At 59.8% G+C, this 26,530-nt stretch carries 29 protein-coding genes; 9 read left to right on the forward strand and 20 right to left on the reverse strand.

All coding sequences use genetic code 11. The features are described 5' to 3' along the window. Positions 1-37: 37 nt before the first annotated feature. From FY152_13240 to FY152_13275, 8 genes are all read left to right on the forward strand, one after another. Positions 38-979, forward strand: coding sequence for an ABC transporter substrate-binding protein (locus FY152_13240; GenBank protein ID UXS33013.1), 942 nt, complete (start codon positions 38-40; stop codon positions 977-979). 139 nt (positions 980-1,118) lie between these two features. Beyond that, a complete protein-coding gene (locus FY152_13245) occupies positions 1,119-1,892 on the forward strand; it encodes an ABC transporter permease (protein UXS33014.1) in 774 nt (257 codons plus the stop codon). Further along, positions 1,892-2,677 (forward strand): ABC transporter ATP-binding protein, encoded by a 786-nt coding sequence (locus FY152_13250; protein ID UXS33015.1) that lies wholly within the window; start codon positions 1,892-1,894, stop codon positions 2,675-2,677. The genes FY152_13245 and FY152_13250 overlap by 1 nt, the downstream gene beginning before the upstream one ends. Before the next feature lie 35 nt (positions 2,678-2,712). Next, the gene (gene hutC / locus FY152_13255; protein UXS33016.1) at positions 2,713-3,450 is read left to right on the forward strand and encodes a histidine utilization repressor; all 738 of its coding nucleotides are present in this window, start codon (positions 2,713-2,715) and stop codon (positions 3,448-3,450) included. Positions 3,451-3,643: 193 nt separating this feature from the next. Continuing rightward, positions 3,644-4,816: a tonB-system energizer ExbB gene (gene exbB / locus FY152_13260; protein ID UXS33017.1), complete on the forward strand. Its 1,173-nt coding sequence runs from the start codon at positions 3,644-3,646 to the stop codon at positions 4,814-4,816. Between the two features lie 6 nt (positions 4,817-4,822). Next, positions 4,823-5,308, forward strand: coding sequence for a TonB system transport protein ExbD (gene exbD / locus FY152_13265; protein ID UXS33018.1), 486 nt, complete (start codon positions 4,823-4,825; stop codon positions 5,306-5,308). After that, on the forward strand, positions 5,305-6,234 hold the full coding sequence (locus FY152_13270) for an energy transducer TonB (GenBank protein ID UXS33019.1): 930 nt from the start codon (positions 5,305-5,307) through the stop codon (positions 6,232-6,234). The genes exbD and FY152_13270 overlap by 4 nt, the downstream gene beginning before the upstream one ends. 149 nt (positions 6,235-6,383) lie before the next feature. Further along, positions 6,384-7,373, forward strand: a complete 990-nt coding sequence (locus tag FY152_13275; GenBank protein UXS33020.1) for an Ldh family oxidoreductase — start codon at positions 6,384-6,386, stop codon at positions 7,371-7,373. 248 nt (positions 7,374-7,621) lie between these two features. Here the strand turns inward: FY152_13275 and FY152_13280 are convergent, their stop codons facing one another. From FY152_13280 to phnG, 16 genes are all read right to left on the reverse strand, one after another. Beyond that, positions 7,622-7,867, reverse strand: coding sequence for a transcriptional regulator (locus FY152_13280; GenBank protein UXS33021.1), 246 nt, complete (start codon positions 7,865-7,867; stop codon positions 7,622-7,624). Between the two features lie 467 nt (positions 7,868-8,334). After that, positions 8,335-9,375, reverse strand: a complete 1,041-nt coding sequence (locus FY152_13285) for an AraC family transcriptional regulator (protein ID UXS33022.1) — start codon at positions 9,373-9,375, stop codon at positions 8,335-8,337. Positions 9,376-9,462: 87 nt separating this feature from the next. Beyond that, entirely contained in the window at positions 9,463-10,065 is a 603-nt protein-coding gene (gene phnN, locus FY152_13290; protein ID UXS33023.1) for a phosphonate metabolism protein/1,5-bisphosphokinase (PRPP-forming) PhnN, read from the reverse strand. Then, positions 10,062-11,198, reverse strand: a complete 1,137-nt coding sequence (locus FY152_13295; GenBank protein UXS33024.1) for an alpha-D-ribose 1-methylphosphonate 5-triphosphate diphosphatase — start codon at positions 11,196-11,198, stop codon at positions 10,062-10,064. The genes phnN and FY152_13295 overlap by 4 nt, the downstream gene beginning before the upstream one ends. Then, entirely contained in the window at positions 11,195-11,893 is a 699-nt protein-coding gene (locus FY152_13300) for a DUF1045 domain-containing protein (protein UXS33025.1), read from the reverse strand. The genes FY152_13295 and FY152_13300 overlap by 4 nt, the downstream gene beginning before the upstream one ends. A gap of 277 nt (positions 11,894-12,170) precedes the next feature. Next, a complete protein-coding gene (phnE, locus tag FY152_13305; protein UXS33026.1) occupies positions 12,171-13,520 on the reverse strand; it encodes a phosphonate ABC transporter, permease protein PhnE in 1,350 nt (449 codons plus the stop codon). Further along, the gene (phnE, locus tag FY152_13310) at positions 13,520-14,506 is read right to left on the reverse strand and encodes a phosphonate ABC transporter, permease protein PhnE (protein UXS33027.1); all 987 of its coding nucleotides are present in this window, start codon (positions 14,504-14,506) and stop codon (positions 13,520-13,522) included. Before phnE (FY152_13310) ends, phnE (FY152_13305) begins: the two co-directional genes overlap by 1 nt. 71 nt (positions 14,507-14,577) lie before the next feature. Further along, positions 14,578-15,483, reverse strand: coding sequence for a phosphonate ABC transporter substrate-binding protein (gene phnD, locus FY152_13315; GenBank protein UXS33028.1), 906 nt, complete (start codon positions 15,481-15,483; stop codon positions 14,578-14,580). An 85-nt stretch (positions 15,484-15,568) separates the two neighbouring features. Further along, complete coding sequence (gene phnC, locus FY152_13320; GenBank protein UXS33029.1) at positions 15,569-16,429, reverse strand: phosphonate ABC transporter ATP-binding protein; 861 nt, start codon at positions 16,427-16,429, stop codon at positions 15,569-15,571. A gap of 246 nt (positions 16,430-16,675) precedes the next feature. After that, positions 16,676-17,293, reverse strand: coding sequence for an acetyltransferase (locus FY152_13325; protein UXS33030.1), 618 nt, complete (start codon positions 17,291-17,293; stop codon positions 16,676-16,678). Further along, positions 17,290-17,997, reverse strand: coding sequence for a phosphonate C-P lyase system protein PhnL (gene phnL, locus FY152_13330; GenBank protein UXS33031.1), 708 nt, complete (start codon positions 17,995-17,997; stop codon positions 17,290-17,292). Before phnL ends, FY152_13325 begins: the two co-directional genes overlap by 4 nt. A 4-nt stretch (positions 17,998-18,001) precedes the next feature. After that, positions 18,002-18,778 carry a phosphonate C-P lyase system protein PhnK gene (gene phnK, locus FY152_13335; protein ID UXS33032.1) on the reverse strand — a complete coding sequence of 259 codons (777 nt, stop codon included), beginning with the start codon at positions 18,776-18,778 and terminating at the stop codon, positions 18,002-18,004. Continuing rightward, positions 18,775-19,677, reverse strand: coding sequence for an alpha-D-ribose 1-methylphosphonate 5-phosphate C-P-lyase PhnJ (locus FY152_13340; GenBank protein UXS33033.1), 903 nt, complete (start codon positions 19,675-19,677; stop codon positions 18,775-18,777). The genes phnK and FY152_13340 overlap by 4 nt, the downstream gene beginning before the upstream one ends. Before the next feature lie 133 nt (positions 19,678-19,810). Then, a complete protein-coding gene (locus FY152_13345; GenBank protein ID UXS33034.1) occupies positions 19,811-20,920 on the reverse strand; it encodes a carbon-phosphorus lyase complex subunit PhnI in 1,110 nt (369 codons plus the stop codon). Position 20,921: 1 nt separating this feature from the next. After that, positions 20,922-21,530, reverse strand: a complete 609-nt coding sequence (phnH, locus tag FY152_13350) for a phosphonate C-P lyase system protein PhnH (protein ID UXS33035.1) — start codon at positions 21,528-21,530, stop codon at positions 20,922-20,924. After that, positions 21,530-21,991 carry a phosphonate C-P lyase system protein PhnG gene (phnG, locus tag FY152_13355; GenBank protein UXS33036.1) on the reverse strand — a complete coding sequence of 154 codons (462 nt, stop codon included), beginning with the start codon at positions 21,989-21,991 and terminating at the stop codon, positions 21,530-21,532. Before phnG ends, phnH begins: the two co-directional genes overlap by 1 nt. A gap of 82 nt (positions 21,992-22,073) precedes the next feature. Here phnG and phnF point away from each other — a divergent pair, with 82 nt between their 5' ends. Further along, entirely contained in the window at positions 22,074-22,811 is a 738-nt protein-coding gene (gene phnF / locus FY152_13360; protein UXS33037.1) for a phosphonate metabolism transcriptional regulator PhnF, read from the forward strand. Between the two features lie 9 nt (positions 22,812-22,820). On the opposite strand, the gene FY152_13365 is transcribed toward phnF, so the two are convergent. The 4 genes from FY152_13365 to mepA all read right to left on the reverse strand — a co-directional run bounded on the left by FY152_13365 (position 22,821) and on the right by mepA (position 26,362). Beyond that, on the reverse strand, positions 22,821-23,648 hold the full coding sequence (locus FY152_13365) for a 4-hydroxy-tetrahydrodipicolinate reductase (GenBank protein ID UXS33038.1): 828 nt from the start codon (positions 23,646-23,648) through the stop codon (positions 22,821-22,823). A 134-nt stretch (positions 23,649-23,782) separates the two neighbouring features. After that, positions 23,783-24,805, reverse strand: coding sequence for a glucokinase (locus FY152_13370; protein ID UXS33039.1), 1,023 nt, complete (start codon positions 24,803-24,805; stop codon positions 23,783-23,785). A 21-nt stretch (positions 24,806-24,826) separates the two neighbouring features. Next, positions 24,827-25,210: a methylglyoxal synthase gene (locus FY152_13375; protein UXS33040.1), complete on the reverse strand. Its 384-nt coding sequence runs from the start codon at positions 25,208-25,210 to the stop codon at positions 24,827-24,829. A gap of 102 nt (positions 25,211-25,312) precedes the next feature. Next, positions 25,313-26,362 (reverse strand): penicillin-insensitive murein endopeptidase, encoded by a 1,050-nt coding sequence (mepA, locus tag FY152_13380; GenBank protein UXS33041.1) that lies wholly within the window; start codon positions 26,360-26,362, stop codon positions 25,313-25,315. Positions 26,363-26,530 lie beyond the last annotated feature (168 nt).

Genomic DNA, 26,530 nt, shown 5'->3' on the forward strand with positions numbered 1-26,530 from the left:
ATGTCGCACAAAAATAAATCAAAATGGGGTTCAGATCATGAAAAAAACGTGGGTTCTCGCCACAATCGCAGCGCTTGCTTCATCCGCTTCCGCCTATGCGGAAACGTCGGTGACCATTGGCATGTCCGGCTGGACCGGCTTTGCGCCGCTGACACTTGCCAAGCAGGCGGGCATTTTTGAAAAGAACGGCCTGAGGGTCGATATCAAGAAAATTCCACAGGCCAGCCGGCATCTGGCTCTCGCTTCCGGCGACATTCAGTGTGCCGCGACCACGGTCGAGACATGGATCGCGTGGAATGCCAATGGCGTGAAATCCACCCAGATATTCCAGATGGATAAATCGCACGGCGCCGATGGTATTGCGGTGCGCAGTGACGTTTCGAAAGTCGCGGACCTGAAGGGCAAGACGGTTGCCGCTTCCGCGCCGGGCACGTCCCCCTATTTCTTCCTTGCCTGGATACTCAAGGAAAACGGCCTCACCCTGAAGGACGTCAAGGTCGTCAACCTTGAGCCGGGACCGGCCGCGCAGGCATTTGTGGCTGGCCAGAACGATGCGGCCATGACCTATGAGCCCTATCTGTCCACCGTGCGCGCCGCCCCCGACAAGGGAAAAATCCTCGCCACGACGCTCGAATATCCCGCCGTTATGGATACGTTCGGTTGCACACCGGATTTCCTGAAGGCCAATCCGCAGGCGGCGAAAGCCCTGGCGGACAGCTATTTCCAGGCGCTCGACCTCATCAAGGCCGAGCCTGAGAAGTCCTATGCGACGATGGGCGCGGATGTGAAGCAGGCAGGAGAGGCATTCGCAGCCTCGGCAAAGTTCCTCGAATGGCAGGACAAGGCCGCCAACCAGAAGTTCTTCGAGGGCGAATTCAAGACCTTCTCCGAAAAATCGGCCGATCTGCTGCTGGAAATCGGCGTGATAAAGTCGAAACCGGATCTTTCGACCCTCGCGGATACATCCTTCATCAAATAGCAGAAAAAAGGCGGCCACATTTCGGTAGGGAATGTTGCCGCCAAAGTTAAGCGAGAGCGTCGATTGTGCGTCACGAAAGGCGCAGGGCGCTGCGATGGCGCGGCGAAAATGCCGCGCCGGTTTTCCGGACAGGCGACAGATGCAACCTCTTCAACCCATAAGGAACAGTACGAGGATTATCCTCGGCATCCTGTTCTTCGTGCTGTTTTTTTCCGCCTGGGGCTTTGCCACGCTGGGCGGTTTCGTGTCGCCAACCTTTCTGGCCGACCCCATTACCATGCTGAAGGATGGCATCTATCTGCTCACCGATCAGGGGTTTGCCAGCGATATCGGCATGACGATCTGGCGCGTGGTGGGCGGTTTCGTGCTGGCATCGCTCGTTGCCGTGCCGGTCGGCATCGCCATGGGGGCGTACAAACCCATTGAGGCGTTGCTCGAGCCTTTCGTCTCCTTCGCGCGCTATCTGCCGGCTTCCGCTTTCGTACCGCTCCTCATTCTCTGGGCCGGCATCGGCGAGATGCAGAAGCTGCTGGTGATCTTCATCGGCGCGGTGTTCCAGATCATCCTGATGGTGGCCGTGGCTGTCGCCGGCACGCGGCGTGATCTGGTGGAGGCGGCCTATACGCTTGGCGCGAAAGACCGGGGTGTGGTGCGCCGTGTTCTCATTCCCGCCAATGCGCCCGATATTGCCGAAATCCTCCGTCTCGTTCTCGGCTGGGCCTGGACCTACGTTATCGTTGCGGAATTGATCGGCGCCTCCTCGGGCATCGGTTATATGATCATCAACAGCCAGGCGCTGATGGCGACCGGGCAGATCATCTTCGGTATTATCGTCATCGGCATTATCGGTCTTATTTCGGACTTCGCGTTCAAATCGCTGAACCGGAAGCTTTTCGCCTGGAGGCTTGCCTGATGAGCGAACTCGTTATTAGGGGCGTCAGCCGCACCTTTCCGGGTGTGCAGGGCGGGCAGCCGACGCTGGCCCTCCAGCCCACCGATCTGGAAATCCCCCGCAATGATTTCGTCACAATCCTCGGCCCGTCGGGATGCGGAAAATCGACCCTGCTGCGCATCATCGCCGGTCTCGACCGCCCGACGACGGGCGAAGTGCTGCTGTCCGGCAAAGCGGTAACGGGGCCGGGGGCGGATCGCGGCATGGTGTTCCAGTCCTATACGCTATTTCCCTGGCTGACGATCCGCGAAAACGTCGCCTTTGGCCTGCGTGAACGCGGCGTTGCCGAGAAGGAAAAATGGGAGATCGTCGACAGCTATATCGACAAGGTCGGCCTGCGCGGTTTCGAGAACCATTGGCCGAAACAATTGTCCGGCGGCATGCAGCAAAGAACGGCCATCGCCCGTGCCTTGGCCAACGGCCCGAAAATCCTGCTGCTCGATGAACCTTTCGGCGCTCTCGACAACCAGACGCGCGGGCTGATGCAGGAATTGCTGCTCGGCATCTGGGAGCGGGAGCAGAAGACGGTCATTTTTGTGACCCATGACATTGAGGAGGCGGTGTTCATGGCGTCGCGTGTGGTGACCATGTCCGCAAGGCCGGGTCGCATCAAGTCGATCACGCCGGTCGACCTGCCGCATCCGCGTCACTACACCGTCAAGGCCAGCCCGGAATTTTCCGAGCTGCGTGCGAAGTTGACGGAGGAAATTCGCAGTGAGGCGATTGCCGCCGCTGCCCATGGATAGTTGACCCATCAAAACGGGAGGATGGAAGCATCGGGATGAGGAGCACAGGCGCCGATCTTCAGGAAAAATCGCTGCACGAGCGCATCCGCAATGATGTCGAGCGTCATATCATGTCGGGCGAGTGGCCGCCGGGATACCGCATTCCCTTCGAACACGAGATGACCCGTCAATATGCCTGTTCTCGCATGACGGTGAACAAGGCTCTCGGCGAATTGGTGCAGCGCGGACTGATCGAAAGACGCCGCCGTCTCGGCACCTTCGTTCGCCAGCCCCATGCGCAATCGGCCGTTCTGGAAATTCACGATATCGAGCGGGAGGTGCAGACGCTGGGTCTGGTCTATGGTTACCGTCTCGACAAACGACGGCTGCGCCCTGCGGGGGAAGAAGACGGCGCATCCATGGCGCTTGCCGCGGACGCCCGGGTTCTGGAACTTACCTGCACGCATTTCGCCGGCGGTATTCCCTTTTGCCTTGAGGAACGCATCATCAATGTCACCGCCGTTCCGGAAGCGGAATCTGCCGATTTTTCGCAGATCGGCCCGGGAACCTGGCTGCTGAAGATGGTTCCATGGAGCGCTGCCGAACATCGCATCAGCGCCGTTTCCGCCGACCGTAAAAATGCGGCAGCGCTCGGCATAACCTCCGGTGCGGCATGTCTGGTCATCCATCGCCGCACCTGGCATGGGGCGGACTACGTCACCAGCGTCCGGGTGACCTATCCCGGTGACCGCCACGCCCTCGTGGCGCAATTTTCGCCCTCTCAAAACGCCTGAGGGCGCTCCGACGGTCAATTTTTTGTAAAGAAGAGTTTACGGGTGGTCTTTTGACAATATAATAGTTGTCAAAAGAACTCAGGTTTATTATCGGAACGTCAAGCTTTCACGACGGTATCCGTTCATGACCCCGGTTTTCAGGAACCGGTCAATCTGCGGATGAGTTCATCGACGGAAATCCGGGATAAAAATTATGTCAGCTGAGACCTCAACTTCTTCCGCGTCCTTCACCAAGGCAAACAAAACACGGCACATCTCACTTGCCATGACGGTCACCTTGCTGGCCGGCTTGAGTGCCGGAGCGGTTTTTGCTCAGTCGGCATCTGACACCCAGACACAGTCCGCCCCGGGAACGGAAACGGTTCAGCCTGCGCAGCAGCCGGCGGAAACGCCGAGCGCTCCGGCAATCCAGCCGGCACCGCCTTCCGCTGCTACACCGGAGCAGCCAGCCGCTGCCGCGCCTGCGCCGCTGCAGCCTGCGCCTGCCGCAGGTAACTCCGCGCCGGCGGCTGAAGGTCTCGCACCACAGCCGACACAGACTGAACAGCCCGCACCTACGAACGCAACAGCCGCGCCGAACGAAGTCTCGACGCCGGTTGAACCCGTAAGTGCCGAGCCTGCGAGTGCTGAACATCGTGCGGACATTCCGCACAACCTGTCCCCCTGGGGCATGTTCATGGCGGCGGACTGGGTCGTGAAGGGTGTCATGATCGGTCTTGCCTTCGCATCGCTCGTCACCTGGACAGTATGGGTTGCGAAGTCGATCGAACTTGCCGGTGCCCGCGTACGCGCCGGTTCGACGCTTAAGGTCATCCGCCGGGCAAAGACCCTGAACGAGGCGACTGAGGCCGTCGAAAAGAAGGGCGGGCCGGCAGCGCTGATGTTGCGCATGGCGACCCACGAAATGCAGCTTTCCGATGCGGTGGTCGAACATACGGATGGCGGCGGTATCAAGGAGCGTGTCTCTTCGGCGCTGTCGCGTATTGAAACCCATGCCGGTCGCCGCATGTCACGCGGAACGGGCGTTCTCGCGACCATCGGTTCCACCGCTCCCTTCGTCGGCCTGTTCGGCACTGTCTGGGGCATCATGAACTCTTTCATCAGCATTTCGGAATCGCAGACGACCAACCTTGCCGTTGTTGCGCCGGGCATTGCCGAGGCGCTGCTCGCCACCGCCATCGGTCTCGTCGCCGCCATTCCGGCCGTGGTGATCTATAACGTCTTCGCCCGCTCGATCACCGGTTACCGCCATCTGCTGGCGGATGCAGCAGCCGGCGTGGAACGCCTCGTCAGCCGCGACCTCGATTTCCGCCGTATTCCGCCGGGCAGCGCCAGCAAGCCAGCAGTATCGCTGGTTGGACGGTGATCGGTCATGGCTGGCGGTATTCGCGAAAATAGCGGAGACGATCTCTCCGAAAACCACGAGATCAATGTCACGCCCTTCATCGACGTGATGCTGGTTCTGCTGATCATCTTCATGGTCGCCGCGCCGCTGGCGACCGTGGATGTGAATGTCGATCTGCCCGCCTCCACGGCCAAGCCGGCGGAGCGTCCGGAGGAGCCGCTCTATCTGACGGTCAAGGACGATCTCTCACTCAATCTCGGTAATGACGCGGTTGCCCGCGAAGCCTTGGCGGCCGCCATCGACAGGCAGACCGGCGGCAAGAAGGACACGCGTATTTTCCTGCGTGCCGACAAGGCCGTCGACTACGGCCACTTCATGGAAATCATGAACCTGCTGAGAGATGCCGGTTATCTGAAGATCGCCCTGGTGGGACTGGAAAACGCGGCTGCGGCGTCGCAGCCCGCCGCTGCTGGCCAACCCGTGGCGCCGGCAGCGCAGGGAACCGCGCCATGACTGAAAACGGCTACCCGCAGGCCCGGCATTCCCGTCTCGGGGAAGTGACGCTGTGGTCCGCCGCGGCGCTGCTCATGCTGGGCGTTCATGCCGGTTTTGCCTATTATCTGATGCAGGAGTCCGAGGAGCAGGAAGCCGGCGGGCCGCCGCCTGCCGCGATCATGATCGAAATGGCGGCGATACCGGAAGCCGTCAAGACGGAAGAAACGACGCCGGCGCAGGATGTCGAAGACGCCGAAGAGGTAAAGAGCGACAGCAGCGAACCGGTGGAGGAAGCCGCCCCGGAAGAGCCGCCGCCACCGGAGCCCGTTGCTGAAACGCCGCCACCACCGCCGGAGCCGGTGCAGCCGCCTGAGCCGCCGGTCGAGGAGATCGTCGAACCGCAGGAAATTCCCGAACCCGTGGAACCCATCGATCCCGTTCAGGAGCAGATGATGGCGGAACTCGAAAATGTCGAGGTTCCCTTGCCAGTCGTAAGGCCTCCGCCGCCACCCGTCGAAAAGAAGGTGGAAAAGAAAGAGCCGGAAGAGAAAAAGAAGGTCGAGCGCCAGCGCCCCAAACCGCAGCAGGCATCGGAATTGCGCGAAACCGCAAAGGCGGAAGCCCAGCAGTCCGATCGGACGGCGGCATCACGCAGCAATGCCGGTTTCTTCTCGTCCTCGTCCATGTCAAATGCCGACTGGGGTGCGAAAGTGCGCTCGGCGATGCAACGGCGACTGGTTCGCTCGGCTGGAAAATCGGGAATGACCATTACGGTTTCGTTCAAGATTGATAGCGGCGGATCCGTCGGCGGTGCGAGGATTGTTTCATCCACCGGCGACTCGGCGATGGACCAGAAGCTTCTGGCCGTCATACAAAAGGCGTCCGTCTCGCCGCCCCCTCCAGGCGCAAATACGAGTTTTACCTTGCCGATTCTTTTCAAGTAGGCTGGAACTGAACGATTATCTCAGGCATCCCAGCTCCGGAAAGGATGGGATGCCTGATTTATTTTCCATGTTGATTTGCAGCGGTCCTATGCCGCAAAGTAGGACCAATCCGTCCCATCGCATGCAAGCCAACAGGAATCACGAAAATCATGAAATTCTCAATCGCAGAGGCGGAGGATCTCGTATCCTCTATCTTTGAGCGCAATGGCGTTCTGCCGCAAAACGCCCGCTCGGTGGCAAAGGCGCTCGTCGCCTCCGAGGCGGCCGGTCAAGGCGGTCACGGTTTTCGTCGTATCCCTGTTTATATTCGCCAGGCGCGGGTTGGAAAGGTCGATGGCAAGGCGCGTCCCGTAGCGGCGCGGGTAAAGCCGGGCGTCCTGTCAGTCGACGCCAATCACGGCTATGCCTATCCGGCGATCGATTGCGCCCTTGAGGAATTGCCTGACATGGTCCGGCAGCAGGGCATCGCGCTTGCCGCGATCCACCGTTCCCATCATGCGGGTGTCATGGCGCTGACGGTCGAGCGGCTCGCCGAAATGGGCTTTGTCGCGCTCATGTTCGCCAATGCGCCGGCATCCATGGCGCCCTGGGGCGGCAGCAAACCGCTTTATGGAACCAATCCAATCGCCTTCGCCACCCCCGTCGGCGGCGCCGATCCGCTGGTGATCGATCTGGCCCTGTCCAAGGTCGCACGCGGAAAGATCATGGCGGCCCGCCAGAAGGGTGAAACCATCCCCGGCGACTGGGCTCTGGACCGAAACGGCCGGCCTACGACCGATCCCGAAGAGGCCATAGAGGGAACCATGGTGCCCGCAGGCGAGGCTAAGGGCGCTGCCTTGGCGCTGATGGTGGAGATCATGGCAGCAGCGATTACCGGCGGAAACTTCGCATTCGAGGCGTCTTCCCTTCTGGATGACAAGGGTGCTCCGCCGTCGCTCGGCCACACGATCATCGCCATAGATCCGGTATCGTCGGGCGGTGCCGCTTTTACTAAGCGACTGGCGCTCATCGCTGGCGAAATAGAAAAGCAGGAGAATGTGCGTCTGCCCGGCCGGCGCAGCCAGGGCGTTCGCAGGCAGGCTCTGGAAAGCGGGATCGTCGTCGAAAGCGATATTCTCGCTGAAATCCGGTCGCTTTGACGACCCGAAAAATAAAAACCCGGCAGACCGAGTGATCCGCCGGGCAAACCGTTTATGGCTGCTTTGCAATGCGTCGATGTGGTTCGGAAATCATTTCCGAACCACCTCTGGTCCGCCATCCTTCCATTGAAAGGAAGGATTCTGACGCAGAAAGCCGCTCATCCGGTTTTGGCTTACGGGAAGGGGACGATTTCGCGTAAGCTGTCGTAGCGGGTCATGGGCGCCGGTCGGCCTTGGTCCGGCGGCGATTAGGCATCCTGTTCGATTAGGCCGCGCAGCAGCGCGATGCTGACCGCATTCAGCAGATTGGCAGCACCCAGCCTCTGGCGCACCCGCTCCAGCGTATCCTTTACGTCCGCTTCGTCCGCACCGGTCATCAAGGCGACGTGTGAGGGATGTTTGCCCCGTGCCACCAGCCCCAGATACTGTCGTTCACGGTCCGAAAGGACGATTTCACGTGTTTGGCGATGTTCATGCGGCGTTTTCGAAGACATGTTCTTTCAGCCTCAAAAGAGATCGACCTTCCCGCAGCACGATCAGGGTCTGTTATAGTTCCAATCCCTTAAACCGGCCGGCAAACCGCTGCGTCTGCTCTTGAACAGCAACGCCAATCTCGGCCAGGAGTTTCGTCAGGCATCAGGAATTCTGCAATAAATGGTCACTTGCGCACCAGCCGGTCCCGGCATCATCCCTTGGCAATGGAAAACTGCTCCATTATTTCTCCAAGGGACCGGAATCGGTTCCTTTAGAGAACAATAAAAAATTCAAAGCTTTGGAATGTTTTCGTTATACCCGAAGGGACACGCGGCGCTCTATTAGGCGATATCCCATATCAAGAGAATAACATCTCGCGCCAAGTTCTGCGTCTTTATTGTTATGTTTCGATACAGAAGCCGATAAACATCGATATATTTTACAAATTTATTTAATGATTACGAAACATTGATGCAGAAAACGGGTCTTATCTGGTGGAATGATGCGCGTGTTTTCTGCGAATATCCGTCGGCGTTGCCCCGAACCAGCGGGAAACGGAGCGCGAAAACGCCCCCGGCGTTGAATAACCGAGCCTGTAGCTGATGTCGGAGACCGGAAGGTCGCTTTCCACGAGAAGCTTGAAGCCGGCATTTTTGCGAATGGCGTCCTTTATCTCGTTGAGATTGGTTCCAAGCTCGGCAAGCCGCCGCTGAAAACTACGCTCCGACAGGTTGAAATAGGGTGCGATTTCGCCGAGCGACAGTTCCGCATCAGAGAGCCGCACCTGCATGTATCGTTTCACCTGATCGATGAAATGTGTTGCATCCGCCGATGTTTCCGGCCGCAGCATCCGGCACTGCAAGTTCATCAGCTCGAACAGCCGCTCATCCGCATTCGGATTGACGACATCGAGAAGCGATGTTGGAAGGCGCATGGTATGGATAGGCTGGGAAAAGCTGACGCGTCTGGTCATTTTTTCTTTAAATAGCTGAATATTATTCGGTTTCTGCCGTTCCAGACCGATCTCTATCTGGTTGATCCGCTCCCCTAGAATATCGCGAAGGCGCTGGATCAGAATAGCAAGGGATAAATCCACATATTGATCGCGCTTGGCAATTACCGGCGCAAAGGACCATGACAGGGTAACCTGCGCGGCATCCGCCACCATGGTGAAGTTGCTGTTATTGGTCGCGTAATAAACGTGATCCTGAAGAAACCGCAGAAAGGCCCGCACCGTCGGCGCGCTGATCAGGCCATATCCGAATGCGCCGGACGCGCCGGCTGGAAAGGTGGAAGCGCATTGCAGACCGAAGGCATCGTCACCGGAGATCAGTGCGCAGGTCTCCAGCAGGCGGCACAATCTGTCGAGGCTGATACGCTCCGTGAGGCTGTCGAACGTGGCGGGATTTATATCGAGAGCCTTGCAGATGGGGGTGATATCAATGCCCCGCGACCGCGCATAATTGCCGACGCCAGCGGCAAGACCGGCCACCACAGTTATCTCGTCGCTGACCCTCTTGTCGGGCATCCCTCGCCTTGGCGTACCATGTTTGGAAATTGTCGCCTGATGGTAAGCTTTGTAAGGCCTCTTGTCGAGCGGTTAGGCCGGGGGATTTTAGAGGCGGGCAGGGCGGGCGTTCTGCTCTAGCACCTGCATGATGGTTTTCCCCGCATCTTCGATGGCACCACTATTGTCCACCGTCGTTACGTCGAAATCCCCGGCGACCGCAAGCGAGCTGCGTTCCAGCCGCAGGAGGATTTCCTCCCGGCTTTCCCGCCCGCGCTGCTCCAGCCGCCGCGCCAGCACCTCCGGCCGTGCAACGATGTTCACCACCTTGAGGCGTGAAAAGGCGGCGCCAAAATGGGGTAACGCCGAGCGCGAGCCGTTAGCGATCACCACCTCTCCCGCATTGAGATGGTGATGGACGGCGGCTGGAATGCCGTATTTCAGCCCATGCGCCTGCCAGGAGACCGCAAAGGCGCCCTCATCCTGTAAGCGGTTGAACTCGGTCATGGACACGGCATCGTGGTTTTCGCCGCCCGCATCGCCGCTACGGGTAATGACCCGGCGGGTAAAGTGGAAGCCCGGCCGTCCGCACAATTGTGCCGCCGCATACTCCATCAGCGTGTCCTTGCCGGCCCCGCTCGGGCCGACAATCACGATCATGGTTCCGGGCGTTGCGCCGGCCCGCCGATTATCCTGTTCGCCACCGGTCATGCGACACGTTTGCCCTGACGCCAGACGGAACGGGCAACGGGGACGCCGTCTTCGCGGTGAACCCTGACGAGATCGGCCCGCAATCCCGACGCTATGCGGCCGCGGTCATGCAGGCCCACCGTTCGTGCCGGTGTAGCGGTGACCATGCGGAGCGCTTCCGGCAGGGTGATGGCTTCCACCTGGTCGGCGAGCAGGAACGGCGCGTAAAGCAGGCTGAACGGCACATAGTCGGAAGAAAGAACATCCAGCACGCCGAGCTCGGCGAGATCGCGCGCAGCGATGTTGCCGGAATGGGACTTGCCACGGACGATGTTCGGCGCACCCATCAGCACGCTCATGCCGGCACTGTGCGAGGCTTTTGCCGCCTCGACGCTGGTGGGGAATTCCGCCAGTTTCACGCCGTGTCCAATCGCTTCGCCCACATGGGCTTCGGTTGCGTCGTCGTGGCTTGCAACGGTTATGCCGCGCGCCGCGCAACGGGCGGCGAGATAGTCCCGGTGCTTGGCGGAAAATTCCGCCGATGCTTCCTGCCGCCGTCTGACAAATTCGGCGAAGGCCTCGTCGCTCAGTCCGCGCTTTTTCTGATAATAGAAGATGTATTGATCCATCGACTGGAACTGGCGCTGTCCCGGGGAGTGATCCATCATCGAAATCAGCCGCACGCGCGGATCGGTTTCGAAATCTTCGAAATGCTGCAGCACATCGGCGGAGGCGACTTCGCAGCGCAGGTGTAGCATGTGGTCTGCCCGCAGGCGGTTCTGATCGGCCGCAGCTTCGATAGCGTCGGCCATTTCCCGCATTTCGCCCTTCTTGAAGCCGCCATCTTCGTCGGAACCAAGCCGCAGGCAGTCGAACACCGTGGTGATGCCGGACGACGCCACCTGTGCATCATGAGCCTGAATGGCCGCGATCTTGTCCCAAAGCACGCCGGGGCGCGGCGAATAATGCTGTTCCAGATGGTCGGTGTGCAGCTCCACCAGACCGGGGATGAGGAAGTCGCCTTCGAGATCCTCTCCGGTTTTGGAGGCGCCTTCGCTGATATCGGCAATTTTGCCGTCACGGATCAGAACGGAACCCAGAATAATATCGTCTTCCAGAACGATACGGGCGTTGGAAAGGGCGTGCTCGGTCATTGGGTCGCATCTTTCTTTGGCTGCTGGCCAAGCGGGTGCCAGCGATGAACGGTAAAGGGCGCGCCACGCGTTTCTTCAATGAACAAAGCGAGGCCGGAAATGTGGAGGGGCTGATCTGTAAATTCGGCGAATTTCGCCGTGAGAATCTCATGCATGGCGGGCTGATCGCCCTCATCGATGCGGCCGGTCAAAGTCATGTGAAAACGGAAGTCATCCATGACATGCGGATAACCCCAGAGCGACAGGTTCTGCCGCTGGCTTTCCGTCAGCATTTGTGGCCGCCGCCGGGCAATATCGGTCTCGGACAGGGGCGCGCGAAACCGGTCGAAATGGTCAACGATCTCTGCGGCAAAATCCTGCAACGGCTGATGGATGCGGTCAGGGACCAGCGCAAAAAACGGTCCGAGTGCACCGACGACAATGCGCGGAACATCGAAGGCAGACTGGCTGGCGGCAAAGTCTTCCAGAGCGGTGATGAGGTCTGCCTCGCTGTATTTTTCAGCAAGCTCAAAAGGGGCCTTCAGCGTGGCGTGGAAACCGTAACGGCGTGGCTCTTCCGTCATTTCCGCATAGCTGTCGTGGTCGTCATGCAGAGTGCCGGAAAACGCATCCCGCCCAAGCCAGCGCGATGCTGCTTCGGTTAGCGGATGATCTTTAGCCGGAGAAAAATAGATGGCGTAGCGCACGGTAAGCACTCTTCAGTGTCATGGAAAACCAAGGATGAAAAGCTATTTGGCGTGACTCGCCCGCTTCCCGCAAGGTCAGGAGTGCGAGGTAATCGCTTTCCGTGACAGAATGATGATGCAGCCGGAAAAAACTGCATTCGAAATGCAGTCAGGCTCCAGAATACCGTGAAGATGCGCCACGATGTGAAGGCGTTTGCACGGCAAGAAAATTTGCTTCTGTGCCGGGTGAAAGCGGGAGGGCGAAAGCCGTGTGGCTTTCGCGTAAAATCCCGCTTCGGTGATGCGACTAGTGCTGCGTTTTCCCAATCAGGCGCGAGCGCAGGGAGTTCGAAATATGGTCGAACAGGAAAACAACGAACAGGATGAGCAGGACCATATAGGCGACCTTGTCCCAGTCGGCATTGGTGCCCATCGCTTCCAGGAGTTTCAGGCCGATACCGCCGGCGCCGACTGCGCCGATGATCGTGGCTGAGCGGGTATTGCTTTCCCAGAAATAAAGCGACTGTGAAATGAAGACTGGCAGGACCTGTGGAAGCACGCCGAAACGATTGACGGCAATCGGCGATGCACCGACCGACTTGACGCCTTCGCGCTGCTTGTCGTCCACATTTTCCAGCGCCTCGGCATAGACCTTGCCGAGCGCACCCGTATCGGTGAAAAAGATCGCGGCGATGCCGGGGATCGGTCCCGGGCCGAAGCTGCGGGTGAAGAACAGCGCCCAGATCAGCATGTCGATCGAGCGCAGGAAGTCGAACAGGCGCTTCATGCCCCAATTCGCCGCCTTGTTGGCGGTGATATTGCGCGCAGCGATGAAGGCGAGCGGCAGGGCAACGAGCGTACCGAACAGCGTGCCCACAAAGGCCATGACCAGTGTCTGCATCAGCTTGGAGAAGATATCGGCGTGCTGCCAGACGCTGTTGTCAAGGAAATCGTCGGCCATATGGCCGATATTGGAACGCTCCGGATCGAGCCTCTCTCCCCACAATGCCAGGGCAGCCAGTTCGCCGTAACCCTTGCCCCAGAATTCCGACTTGGTATCGAACAGGAAATTCGCCCATCCGAGAAAACGCCGCTGCACATAGACCTGGCTGGTGCGGATTTCCGCCTGACCGGCAAAACCGTAATGCACCAGAACCTTGTTGCCGTCCTGCTGGATTTCTTGCGGCAGACCTTCAGGCGCACGGGCCGCCTCACCATTGATGATGACGGGATAGTTCTTGCCGTCGACATAGACGTCCACCCGGGTTGGGGTGACATCGAGGCGATTTTCCGTACCCGCATAGATCACGCTATAACCGCCATCCGGCAGCGGCTGCAGCCAGTCGATCTTTGCACCGGCGGGATATTGCCCGCGGCTCGACCATTGTGCATCCACCTTGCCATCTTCGAAACGCAGCCGCGGCTGTGCCCGCCAGGAATACCAGTCCTGAATATAGCTGGAGGCGCGATCCCAACGACCCTGCGCGAAGGTCGGCCCGACATTGAAAAAGAAAAAGCAGGCGATGAGATAAACAACGACGGCGACAATGCCGGCGAGCAGACCGTATCGCTGCATGAAACCGCGATTGAACACTGCGGGATGTGCGGCTGTCAGCCTCTCGCGGTCAGCGGTGTTGAGAATGAAGCTGGACGACATCAGGCCGCTCCCCGTCCGAATTCAAAGGATTGATGACCAATCAGCCTGCGGCGCAGCCAGCCGGAAAACTGGTCGACGGCGATGATGGTGATCAGTAGCAGGATGATGATGGCATAGGTCTTGGAAGCATGATCGTTACCGATCGAAAGCCGGAAGACCTCGCCAATGCCGCCGCCGCCGACGGCGCCGATGATGGTGGAGGCGCGCACGTTGATTTCGGCGCGCAGCAGTGCGTAGGAAACGAAATTGGGCAGAACCTGCGGCACGATGGCGAAGCGTACCCGCTCCAGCCAGTTGGCTCCGGATGCGCGCAGGCCCTCATCCGGCTTCATGTCGGCATTCTCCACCACTTCGAAGAACAGCTTGCCCAAAGCGCCGATCGTGTGGACGGAAATTGCGATAATCGCTGCGATCGGCCCGATCGAGAGAATGGCGGTCAGCAATCCGGCGACGACGATCTCCGGAAAGGCGCGCAGCACTTCCATCACCCGGCGCACGACCCAGCGCACGACCCCCGAACCGACAAGATTGGTGGAAGCGAAGAAGCACAGCACGAAGGCGAAGCCTGTGCCAATGATCGTCGAGACCAGCGCGATATTGAGGGTAATGATCAGCTGATAGATGAAATGCGGTATGTAGAAACTGTCGGTGACGTAGACACGATCCGCAACATAGTTGTATTTCATCGAGCCGTTATCATAGGGCGACGGCAGGTCGAACATCGCCCGGAAGATTTCAAGCGGACTGTCCGGCACGAAAGTTTTCAGGAAGTCGAAAAAATACGGCAGCCGCTCGAAGAACTTGCCGGAATTCGCCTCATTGGCGAAATTCAGCGATGCCCCGAGAATGATCAGAAAGACCACGAGCGAAATGACGGTATAAATCCGTCGCGTCGCAAGCTGCTGTTGATAGTGACGCATGACCGTTTTGGACGATGCGCTCAATCCCTCGCGCGTGAGGGTACCAGGTTGCAGTGTGGTCGCCATGCCGCTTTTCCCTTATTGGCAAAAGCGGCGATGCCGCCAGGCACCGCCGCTTCCGGAACATGATGTCAGGATCAGCCGCCGATAACGGACTTACGGGCGTCGATGATCGTCTGGTAGAAGGACGGATCGACCTTGATGTAGGCAGTGTTCTTGCCCTGGGTATAACCCTGGAAGCAGGCGAGGTCCTTCTTCGGCAGTTCCATGAAGAAGGTCTCGACCTTCTGCTTCATGCTGTCGCCGATCTTGTTGGCAACGAGAAGCGGACCGTTCGGGATGAGCGGGGACTTCCAGACTTCGACGATATCGTCCATGTCGAGGTTGCCCTTCTTGACCATCTGATAGAGGTTGCCGGCCGTATAGCCTTCTTCCCACTTGCCGACGCCCGAACCGAAGGTGGTGCCGACATCAAACTTCTTGTCGAGAACGGCGAGAACCAGGTTTTCATGACCGCCACCGAAGCCGGTTTCGGCGAAATATTCCTTGACCGGAACGCCGGTTTCCTTGGGGATCGCCACGTTCGGGATGAGGAAGCCGGAGGTGGAGTCAGGATCGGCGAAGCCGATCTTCTTGCCCTTGGCGTCGGCCAGCGTCTTGATGCCGCTGTCCTTGCGGGCAACCATGATCGTGTAATAACCGGTCGAACCGTCGGCGCCGGCCGTGGTCAGGATCGGATCGACGGCCTTCGGATCGGCAAGAGCGATCTTGGCGTAGGAGGAGGCGCCCATGGAGGCGATGTCGATGGTGCCGCCAAGCAGGCCCTGGATCACGCCGTTATAATCCGGCGATGGGAAAACCTGAACTTCGGAAACGCCGGTCGCAGCCTTGAGGCCATCGGCAACGCACTTCGTGTTGCGGATCTGGTCAGCTTCGTTTTCGGAACCGTCGAGACCGATACGCAGGACCTTGACGTCCTGAGCCATGGCGGAACCGGCCAGAACGCCAAGGGCGACTGCCGAAAGAAGGATTTTCTTCAACATGGACTTTCTCCTGTTTCCCGGCGAGCCGGAGTTTGTTGTGAAGTATCGGCCCTTGACGCGGGCGCAAACGATGCTGAGCGGTTCCTCAGAGCCCGGCGAGAGCGAGCGGTTCGGGACCGGCAGATTGCTGCACCGGCCGCGCGGCAAGCTGCGCGCCGGGAATATTGATGCTGGTCGAGGTCATGGTCTCGTCGATGCCGGCGCCGTGCGAATCCGTACCGTAAATCTCCGTGACAGCTGCTGCCGTCAGCTCCGCCGGCGTTCCGTCGAAAACGACGCGGCCCTGCGACATGCCGATGATGCGTTCGCAATAATTGCGCGCCGTATCCAGCGTATGCAGGTTGGTGATGACGGTGATGCCTTCGCGCTCGTTGATGTCGCGCAGCGCGTCCATCACGATCTTGGCGTTCAGCGGGTCGAGGGAAGCGATCGGCTCATCGGCCAGAACCATCTTCGGAGATTGCATCAGCGCACGGGCGATGGCGACGCGCTGCTGCTGGCCGCCGGAAAGCGTGCCCGCCGCCTGCATGGCCACATGTTCGATGCCGAGCCGCTCCAATGCCGCAATCGCCATCAGGCGCTCTTCATCCGTGAAGATGTTGAAGAGGCTGAGCAGTGTCGAACGATGGTTGAGGCGGCCGAGCATGACATTGGTAAGCACGTCGAGGCGCGGCACCAGATTGAACTGCTGGAAGATCATGGCGCAGTCGCGCTGCCAGTTGCGGAGCGCCGCACCCTTCAGCGCCGAGACTTCCGCGCCGTTGAAATGAATGGAACCCGAGGAGGGGTCGACGAGGCGGTTGATCATGCGCAGCAGCGTCGATTTTCCGGCACCCGAACGGCCGATCACGCCAACCATCTGGCCTTGCGGTATCTCGACATTCACGGCATCGACCGCAGTGTGGTTGCCGAAACGGCGCGTGACTTGCTTCAGGTGAAAGCTCATTTCCCCGTCCAATCTTCTTGTTACGGGGTTCGACCTAACAGGGGTCCGTGAAGTGTGGATGTCAGTTTGATGAATAAAATATTACAGAATTCGCAGATGAGACATCCGAGTGTTCGCCGACAAACCTTCCCGGAGAGTTTTCAGAGGATTGAAACTCTTCCCGGCAGCCTCGTTCCTCAAAACGCCACCGCGCAGATCCCGGAATATGCTTCCGGAATCTGCGATTGCTTCGGTTCTGGATGGAGTTTAGCCGGCGTATTTTGCGACGAAATCCTCTGCCGCTAGTGTCCGGAAATCATCGAGCGCGCCGCGCAGCGTTGCGTGGTCCCAGTCCCACCATTTCAGAGCGTCCATGCGGCTTCCGAGCTCCGCCGGGAAACGCTCCCGGATCAGCCGGGCGGGAACGCCGCCAACGATGGTATAGGGTGCCACATCTTTAGAAACGACTGCACCGGCCCCGATCACCGCGCCGTTCCCGACAGTGACGCCGGGCAGGATGGTCGCGCCATGGCCGATCCAGACATCGTGGCCGATCACCACCCGCTTGGCGCGGCGGGCCGCGAAGAAGTCCTTTTCATCCTCGGCATCGTCCCAGTAGCTGCGGGCGCGATAGGTGAAATGATGCAGCGTCGCCCGCGACATCGGATGATTGGTGGCGTTGATGCGCACGGAAGCGGCGATGTTGACAAATTTGCCGATGCTTGCGCACCAGATCGCGCCATCCTGCATGACATAGGAATAATCGCCCATCTCCACTTCCTCGATGCGGCAGCGCTCCGAAATTTCGGTATAGCGGCCGATCGATGAGCTGGTGACGCGGGCACTTTCGTGGATGACGGGTTCGAGACCGACCTTGACGCTCATGCCGCTGCCTTCCGGGGAGAAAATTGCGAGACATCAAGAATGCGGTCGGCCACGGCTTCCCGCACTTCCTCGTCATGAAAAATGCCAAGCAGCGCCATGCCCTTCGTCTTTTTCTCGACGATCATGTCAACGACCACGCGCCGATTTGTGGCGTCGAGCGAGGCTGTCGGCTCGTCGAGAAGCAGGATTGCATGATCGGTGATGAAGCCGCGGGCAATATTCACGCGCTGCTGCTCGCCGCCCGAAAACGTCGCCGGCGGGAGTGACCAAAGTTCCCGCGGCAGGTTGAGCTTCGAAAGCAGCATGGCTGCATGATCGCGGGCTTCATCGGCGGCAACCTTGCGTGCCAGAAGCGGTTCGGCAACGACATCGATGGCAGCGACACGCGGCACGGTGCGCAGGAACTGGCTGACATAACCGATGGTGCGGTGGCGGATCTCGAGGATCGTGCGCGGCGAAGCATTGCCGATGTCGACGACCTGGTCCTCATGACGGATGAGAATCTGCCCGCTGTCGATGGCATAATTGCCATAGAGCATTTTCAGGATCGAGCTTTTGCCGATGCCGGACGGGCCGCCGAGCACGACGCATTCGCCGCCGCAAACGGAGAAACTCACATCGCGGACAACGGGCAATTCGATACCGTCGCGAAGATGCATGGTGAAGCTTTTGAAGACTTCCGAAACGATAAGAGGCGTCGGCATGGCGTCAAACCTGCAGAATAGAGGAAACAAGCAATTGCGTATAGGGCTCGCGCGGATCGTCCAGCACCCGGTCGGTCAGGCCGTGCTCAATGACGTCGCCGCCCTTCATCACCATCATACGGTGGGAAAGCAGCCGCGCGACGGCCAGATCATGGGTGACGACGACGACGGCAAGACCGAGATCGTTGACGAGACCGCGGACCAGATCGAGCAATCGCGCCTGCACGGAAACATCGAGGCCCCCGGTCGGCTCATCCATGAAGACGAGACGTGGAGAGGTGACGAGGTTGCGGGCGATCTGCAGGCGCTGGCGCATGCCGCCGGAAAAGGCGCGCGGCTGATCGTCAATGCGGTCGGTGCCGATTTCCACCCGCTCCAGCCATTCGCTGGCCGATTGCCTTATGTTGCCGTAATGCCGGTTGCCGACGGCCATCAGCCGCTCGCCGACATTGGCGCCGGCCGAAACCGCCATGCGCAGCCCGTCCGCCGGGTTCTGGTGCACGAAGCCCCAGTCGGTCCGCATCAGGAAACGCCGTTCGGCCTCGCCCATATGATAGAGGTCACGCACCGAGCCGTCGCGCATGCGATATTCCACGCTGCCCGCCGTCGGCATCAGCCGGGTGGAAATGCAGTTGAGGAGCGTGGTCTTGCCGGAACCGGATTCGCCGACAATGGCCAGAACCTCGCCTGGATAAAGCTCGAAGGAGACGTTGCGGCAACCGGCCCGCTCGCCGTAATATTTGGAAACGTCCCTGACTTTCAGAAGCGGTGCGTCGCTCATTCTGCGGCCTCCTTCACATCCGCCAGCAGGTGGCCTTTATGGCCATGGGCGCGGCGGTCCTCGCAATGGTCGGTATCGGAGCAGACGAACATCCGCCCGCCCTTATCATCAAGCACCACCTCGTCAAGATAGACATTCTCCGCGCCGCACAGCGCGCAGGGTTTGTCAAAGCGCTGGATTTCGAAGGGATGATCTTCGAAATCGAGGCTGACGACGTCCGTATAGGGCGGCACGGCATAGATGCGCTTCTCACGTCCGGCGCCGAAAAGCTGGAGGGCGTCCGAGAGGTGCATTTTCGGATTGTCGAATTTCGGGGTAGGCGATGGATCCATCACATAACGCCCGGCAACCTTCACCGGATAGGCATAGGTGGTGGAGATGCGGCCGTTGCGGGCGATATCCTCGTAAAGCTTGACGTGCATCAGGCCATATTCCTCCAGCGCGTGCATGACGCGCGTTTCGGTCTCGCGCGGCTCAAGGAAGCGTAAAGGCTCGGGAATGGGAACCTGATAGACGAGGACCTGACCCGAATGCAGTTCTTCTTCCGGAATGCGGTGCCGCGTCTGGATGATGGTTGCATCCTTGGTGCGGGTGGTAACGGCAACATTCGCCACCTTCTGGAAGAAGGCGCGGATGGAAACCGCATTGGTCGTGTCGTCGGCGCCCTGGTCGATGACCTTCAGCACATCCTCTGGACCGAGGATGGAGGCGGTCACCTGCACGCCGCCGGTGCCCCAGCCATAGGGCATGGGCATTTCGCGGGAAGCGAAGGGCACCTGATAACCGGGAATGGCGATGGCCTTCAGGATCGCCCGGCGGATCATGCGTTTGGTCTGTTCGTCCAGATAGGCGAAGTTGTAGGCAGCCAGCCCGTCGTCGAATGAAACTTCTTTAAGCATTGCGCGTTAACCTTGCGAAAAAAGGAGTACAAGCTCATGGAGATTGGAATTCTTGCAGCCGTGTTCTTTGCTGTCTTTGCAGCATCGACCGTCTTTTGCGCCCTCTGGTTTGGCGAGCACGGCAGCCGCTGAGCTATTCGGCTGCATCACCCATCCATTCCGCGCCATTGGAATTGATTGCGTCGAAATCGGCGCGCATTTTCCTCACCAGACCGAGTTCGGCCTGGAAATCCACGTAATGCGGCAGTTTCAGATGTTCGACGAAACCCGTCGCCTGCACGTTGTCGGCGTGTGAAATGACGAATTCCTCGTCCTGCGCGGGGGCCACGACGTCCTCGCCGAATTCGCCTGCCCGCAGCGCGCGGTCGACCAGCGACATGGCCATGGCCTTGCGCTCGCTCTGGCCGAACACCAGACCGTAGCCACGGGTGAATTGCGGCGGCGCTTTTGCCGAACCCTTGAACTGGTTGACCATCTGGCATTCGGTGACCTGTATGTCGCCCAGCGAGACGGCAAAGCCGAGTTCCGGCACGTCCAGTTCAATCTCCACTTCACCGATGCGTATTTCACCGACAAAGGGGTGCGTGCGGCCATAACCGCGCTGTGTTGAATAAGCGAGCGCCAGAAGGAAACCCTCATCACCACGCGCCAACGATTGCAGGCGCAGGTCACGCGGCATTGGAAACTCCATCGGCTCCCGCGTCAGATCGCCGGCAATATGATCATCAGGCATATCGCCGTCGGTCTCTATCAGTCCCTCTTGCGCCAGAATGTCGGAGACGCGCATGACATATTCCGGCTCGCCTTCACGCCGGGCAGCGGTTTCGACGGTCTCGTCCTCGAGAAGAGAGGGGTCAAGCAGGCGGTGGGTGTAATCGAAGGTCGGCCCCAGCAATTGCCCGCCCGGCAAATCCTTGTAGGTCGCGGAAACGCGCCGGTGCACCGTCATCTCAGCGGTATCGACCGGAACCGAATAACCGAAACGTGGCAGCGTCGTGCGGTAGGCGCGCAGCAGAAAGATGGCCTCGATCATGTCGCCGCGGGCCTGCTTGACCGCGAGGGCTGCAAGCGACTGATCGTAAAGAGACGCTTCCGCCATAACCCGGTCGACGGCGAGCGAAAGCTGCGAAACGATCTGCGACACTGTCATCGCGGGCAGGTCGCGGTCTCCGCGCCGCTTGTCGGCAAGAAGCCGGTGGGCGTTGGCAATGGCGGTTTCCCCGCCTTTGACAGCAACATACATCTTATGCCTCCACGGGTTGGATGCGCGTCGTGCGCGGCAGGCAGACAAATCTGTCGGCGGATGTCAGGATGACGTCGACGCCGCGCGGGAAAATGGCATTGTTCTCCGCCCACAGCCGCGGGAATATGTCCGGCAGGCCGGTGGGGCTGATGATGTTGACGTGGCGGATACCGGGGCCGGAGAGCAGCAATTCCCGCCCGCCATCCAGGCCAGGCAACTCGATGATGAGCGTGGTGGAGCGGTCCGGATATTCCTGACTTCCCTGGGCGAAGAGACCGAAGGAAGCTATGGCGCTGCCCGCTTCGATGACGGCGAAATGCGCCGCATTTTTTTCATCCGTCGCGACCGCGCCGGTATGAAATGCAACCCAACCGGGGACGGTGGTTTTTCGTAGCGCGCCGCTCAGCCACACCGGCGTATCGTGATCGCAGAGCGCCAGCAGAACCGCGCCGGTGGCGGGGGCGAGAGGCGATGGCGGGGCGACCGCGGTTTCGATTGTCTGCGGCGTGCCCGGCCGGGCCATGCCATCCATGAGTTTCTTGAAAATCCGTTGGGAATCGAAGACGGCGTCGGAGAAGCCGCCCGTCAATGCTTCGGCCTTGACGCTCATCAATCTTCTCCTCGAACCATGGTGAAGAAATCGACCCGTGTTGCGGCGGTTTCTTTTGTTTTCCTGTCCTTCTCCTCGATCAGTCGTTTCTCGACCGGTGAAAGAAGCTCGGTCTCGACAAAGCCGCGGGTCGGGCTTTCCTGCCAGAGCGCATCGAAAACGGCGGCGTACCAGGCCTTCTTGCGGCCGGTGCCGAGAACATGCGCGTGACCGACGGTGCCCGAGGCAAGCTTGACGGTTGCCCGGGTAACGGTCGTCTCACCCAGATTGAAGGGCGCGCCGCCGCCGCCGATACGGCCTTTGACCATGACGAGGCCGGTTTCCGGCCCACGCACATTTTCCGTCCGGGGGCTTTCATCCTGCCGGTTCCAGACGGTTTCAAGTTCCTGAACCGTGGCGCGGGCAAGAAGCGCCGCCACCCGCTTTTTGTCTGCATGCAAATCTGCAGTTTCGTGAATCATCGCTTGACCTCTAATGTCTATTGATATAGACAACTATACAATATAAGGTACATTTAACGTTAGTGAATGACAAGCGTGTGACATGGGCCCTTCGGCAGCGATGAAAAGAAAGAACGGCGTGGCGCTCTGGCGGCAGATCGCCGACAGGATCAGAGGCGAGATCGCGGCGGGCGATCACGATGAAACCGGCATGTTGCCGCCGGAAATGACGCTGGCTGAAAAATTCGGCGTCAACCGCCATACCGTCCGAAGCGCCATTGCCGCACTCGCCAGCGAAGGCATCCTCGAGCCGGTGCAGGGGCGCGGCACGATAATCGCCCGCAAGGAGCGCCTGAGTTTTCCGATCTCACGGCGCACGCGATTTACGGCGGGGATCGCCGATCAGGTCAAGGAAATGGAAGCGCTGCTTCTGTCCCACACGACCGAGCCGGCAAATGCCGATCTGGCCACACGGCTGCAACTACCGGCCGGTGCGCCGCTCATACGTCTCGAAACGCTGCGCAAGGCGGATAACCGGCCGGTGTCCCGCTCAACCACATGGTTTCCGGCCGATCGTTTCGCCGGAATAGGCGAGGCCTACCAGAAGAGCGGCTCGATTACCGCTGCCTTCAATATGCTGGGCGTGGCGGATTACGTGCGTATTTCCACCGTCATTTCCGCCAGCCATGCGGACACGCAGGATCTGGCCGATCTGGAACTGTCGCCGGGCGCAATCCTGCTCGTCACCCAGGCGCTGAATGCCGATATGGATGGCGTGCCGGTACAATATGCCATCAGCCGCTTCTCGGCTGATACGGTCGAATTCACGGTTGAAAATTAAGGTGCAGGCTTATTCCGGCTGCGAAAGCCCCAGCACATCCAGCATGGAATAAAAGCCCGGCTTTTTGTCTAAGGCCCAAAGTGCCGCGACAATTGCCCCGCGTGCGAAGATGGAGCGGTCACCGGCGTAGTGGGAGAGCTCGACGCGCTCTCCCTCGCCAGCGAAAATGACAGAATGTTCGCCGATCACCGAACCGCCACGCAGCGTGGCAAAACCGATGGTGCCCGCCTCACGCGCGCCCGTATGCCCGTCGCGTACGCGCACCGAGGAGGCGGTGAGATCGACCTTGCGGCCCGCCGCCGCCGCCTCGCCGAGCAGAAGGGCGGTGCCCGAGGGCGCATCCACCTTATGTTTGTGGTGCATTTCAAGGATTTCGACATCCCAGTTCTGCGCATCCAGCGCCTGCGCCGCCTGCTGCGTTAAAACGCTGAGCAGGTTGACGCCGAGGCTCATATTGCCCGACTTGACGATGCGGGCATGGCGCGACGCCGCCTTGAATTTTTCCTCGTCTTCCGCCGAGCAACCCGTGGTGCCGATGATATGCACGATGCGGGCCTGTGCGGCGAGGCCGGCAAAGGTGAGGCTGGTTGCCGGCGAGGTGAAATCGATCACCCCTTCCGCATGCAGAAATGCCTGCAGCGGATCGCTGGTGATTTCGACGCCGATCGGGCCGAGACCGGCGATTTCGCCCGCATCGCGGCCGACAAAGGCAGAGCCCTCGCGCGCGACGGCGGCGTGCAACTGGACGCCGGGCGTCTGGTGAATAAGGCGGATCAGCGCCTGTCCCATGCGGCCCGCCGCGCCGACCACCACCAGTTTCATGCCGCTGCTGCCCATGCTTTTACTCACTTTTCATGTCGGGCGGATCGAGACCCGCCGGTATCGGACGATTGATGTTGCCGCGGTGACGTTAAAGACCGTCCGGCCGCTTCGCAAGCATCACATCAAATGGTCGACCGCTGGAAACGCGATCACGCCCTCCAGCGTCGTCCATCGAGTGAAAGGCCGAAATCGGAAGGCGTTCTCGCATAGGTTGCCAGCCCGGAAAGGGCAGCCTGCGGATGGGTGACGACGAAGGTGGGGATGGTCCGCATCAGCGCGCTGTGCGGCGCCTTGTCCTCGAACGCGGCCCGGAATTCAGGGCTTTTCAGCGCCGGAATGATTTTCTGCGAAATGCCGCCGGCCAGATAGACGCCGCCCTTGGCCATGAAGATCAAGGCCAGATCGCCAGCCAGGCGGCCGAGATAGGTGCTGAAAAGCGAAAGCGTTTCTTTCGCCTGCGCATTCTGGCCGGAAAGCCCGTGAGAGGTGATGTCGGCCGGATCGGAAAAGACGGGGTCTATGCCATCGGCTTTGCAGACGGCGCGATAAAGATTGACAAGTCCACGCCCGCACAGGATCTGCTCGCCGGCGACACGGCCCTCAATGGTTTCAATATGCGGAAAAACCGCATAGTCACGCGCGCTTCTGGGGCCGATGTCGACATGGCCGCCTTCACCCGGTACCGGGAACCACATGTGGCGGGCGTAAACCAGCCCGGCGACGCCAAGGCCCGTGCCCGGCCCAAGAACCACACGCGACGCCAGCACGTCTTTTTTGCCGGCGCCGATGGGCTCGCGATTGTCATCGTCGAGCGCTGCAATCGCCAGAGCCTGCGCTTCGAAGTCGTTGATGACGATGACATCCTTCAGGCCGAGTTTCGCCAGCATATCCTTCGGCTTCACGACCCAATGGCAATTGGTCAGCGGAATTTCGTCGCCTTCGATGGGGCCAGCAATCGCAAGGATGGTCGAGACCGGCTGCAGCGAGGTCTTGTCCAGAACCGCCTGCTGAATGGCGTCGTCAATCGTCGGATATTCCGCTGTTTTCACGGTGGTGAGGTGCACGGGTTCCGCAAAGGAATCGATCAGAATGGAAAAGCGGGCATTGGTGCCGCCGATGTCGCCAAGCAGGATCGGAAAGGACAGATATTCGGTATCGGACGTCTTCGGCATTACCTGTTCCATGTTGGCGCGTCATTCGGCGAGGTTGAAGTCGATGAGGTTTTCTGCGGTGGCGCGGTTGAGCGCCATGGGAATATCGTAAACCGTGGCAAGCCGGGTCAGTGCCTTCACATCCACATCATGCGGCATCGCCGTCAGCGGGTCGGTGAAGAAGATCAGCATATCCACCTCGCCGGTCGCAATCATCGCGCCGATCTGCTGGTCGCCGCCGAGTGGGCCGCTCTTGAGGCGAATGACATCGAGCCCCGGACAGGCTTCCTGAACCCGCCCGCCGGTCGTGCCGGTGGCGACGATCTTGAATCCGGCCAGCGCCTTTTGATGGTGACGTGCGAAATCCGCCATATCGTCTTTTTTCTCGTCGTGAGCGATGAGTGCGATACAGCGTTGCCCTGCCATGTCCCCAGCCTGTTCCCGGTAAAGAATTAAATCGATTTGAAGCCTTCTATAACAGCTTGCAGCCATTTGAAAAGGGAAGCTGTTGAATGCCGCATTTCTGTATCAGTTCAATGTCGGACGCTGGGTCGGAAGCGGAATATCTGAAGGCGGCTGAATGGCCGGAGCATTCTGGATGACCTGTTCGACGCTCTGTTGCCGCACGGCCTGGGCCGGGGAATAGGCCTGGGCGGCAAAACCCTCCGGATTGGCGGAAGGAGCGGCAGCCACGGCAGCGCAGGCCGATGGCAGGTCGGAAACCATGACGGGGCGGGGTTTAACCGGCTTGGCGTTGGGATCCTTTTTCGGAGGCGCCCAAGGCTCCTTGCTGAACCACCAGGCCAGCGACTTGTCGCAGCCATCACCCTTGCCCACGGCCGCCTGCGGTTTGCAGTTGGGCGCGCCGGGCGGGCATTCGAGCCTGACGTGGAAATGCTCGTCGTGACCGTAAATCGGCCTGATCTTGCCCATGAAAGTGCGGTCGCCCGTCCAGGTCTGGCAGAGTTTCTGCTTGATCGCCGGGTTGACGAAAATCCGCTCCACCTGCGGATAGCTTGCGGCCATCATCACCAGCCGGGCATTGAGCGGTGACCATTTGCGGTCGTCCACCGTCAGAAACTTGCTTTTGTCCAGCATGGATACGAAAGGCACCGTTTCACGCTGCTCCACGCTCAGCCGGGGCGTGGGCATCGGCCGCCACCAGATATCGACATCGAGACCGATCTGGTGCGAGGCATGGCCTGTCAGCATCGGCCCGCCGCGCGGCTGGGAAATATCGCCCAGCAGCAGCCCCGGCCAGCCGATTTTCTGGGCGTCCTGCGAAAATTGCTCGAGGAAGGAAATCAGCTGCGGCTGTCCCCAGCGCCGGTTGCGGGAAAGGCGCATGGCCTGCCAGCCTGGACCATCCGTCGGCATGGCGATCGCGCCGGACTGGCATCCCTTGGCATAGGAGCCGATCGGCTGCGAGCTCGCGGCGGAAGGCAGAGCCATGTGGCCAAACACTTCTTTTGCGGGCCTGTCTTCAGCCGATACGGTTTGAACCTGCAGCTGCACCGCGGAAACAACCGAAATCGCCAGCATGGCCGCCTTGAAAACTCTGGATGATCCCGCCGTCATATAGTCGTGCCCGTCCGATCAGATGATTCTCTTCTCCTCAAGATAAACTGGAACGGGATTTTGTTGAAACCATGTTTCGACCGCTGGCGCCAAAGCATGAGGATAAAGACGCCGATAAAGAGCTTGTGAGGCGGCGCATCTGTTTTTTGCCAATCTTTGTTTTATGCT

The organism is Agrobacterium tumefaciens, assembly GCA_025560025.1.
Taxonomy (GTDB): Bacteria; Pseudomonadota; Alphaproteobacteria; order Rhizobiales; family Rhizobiaceae; genus Agrobacterium.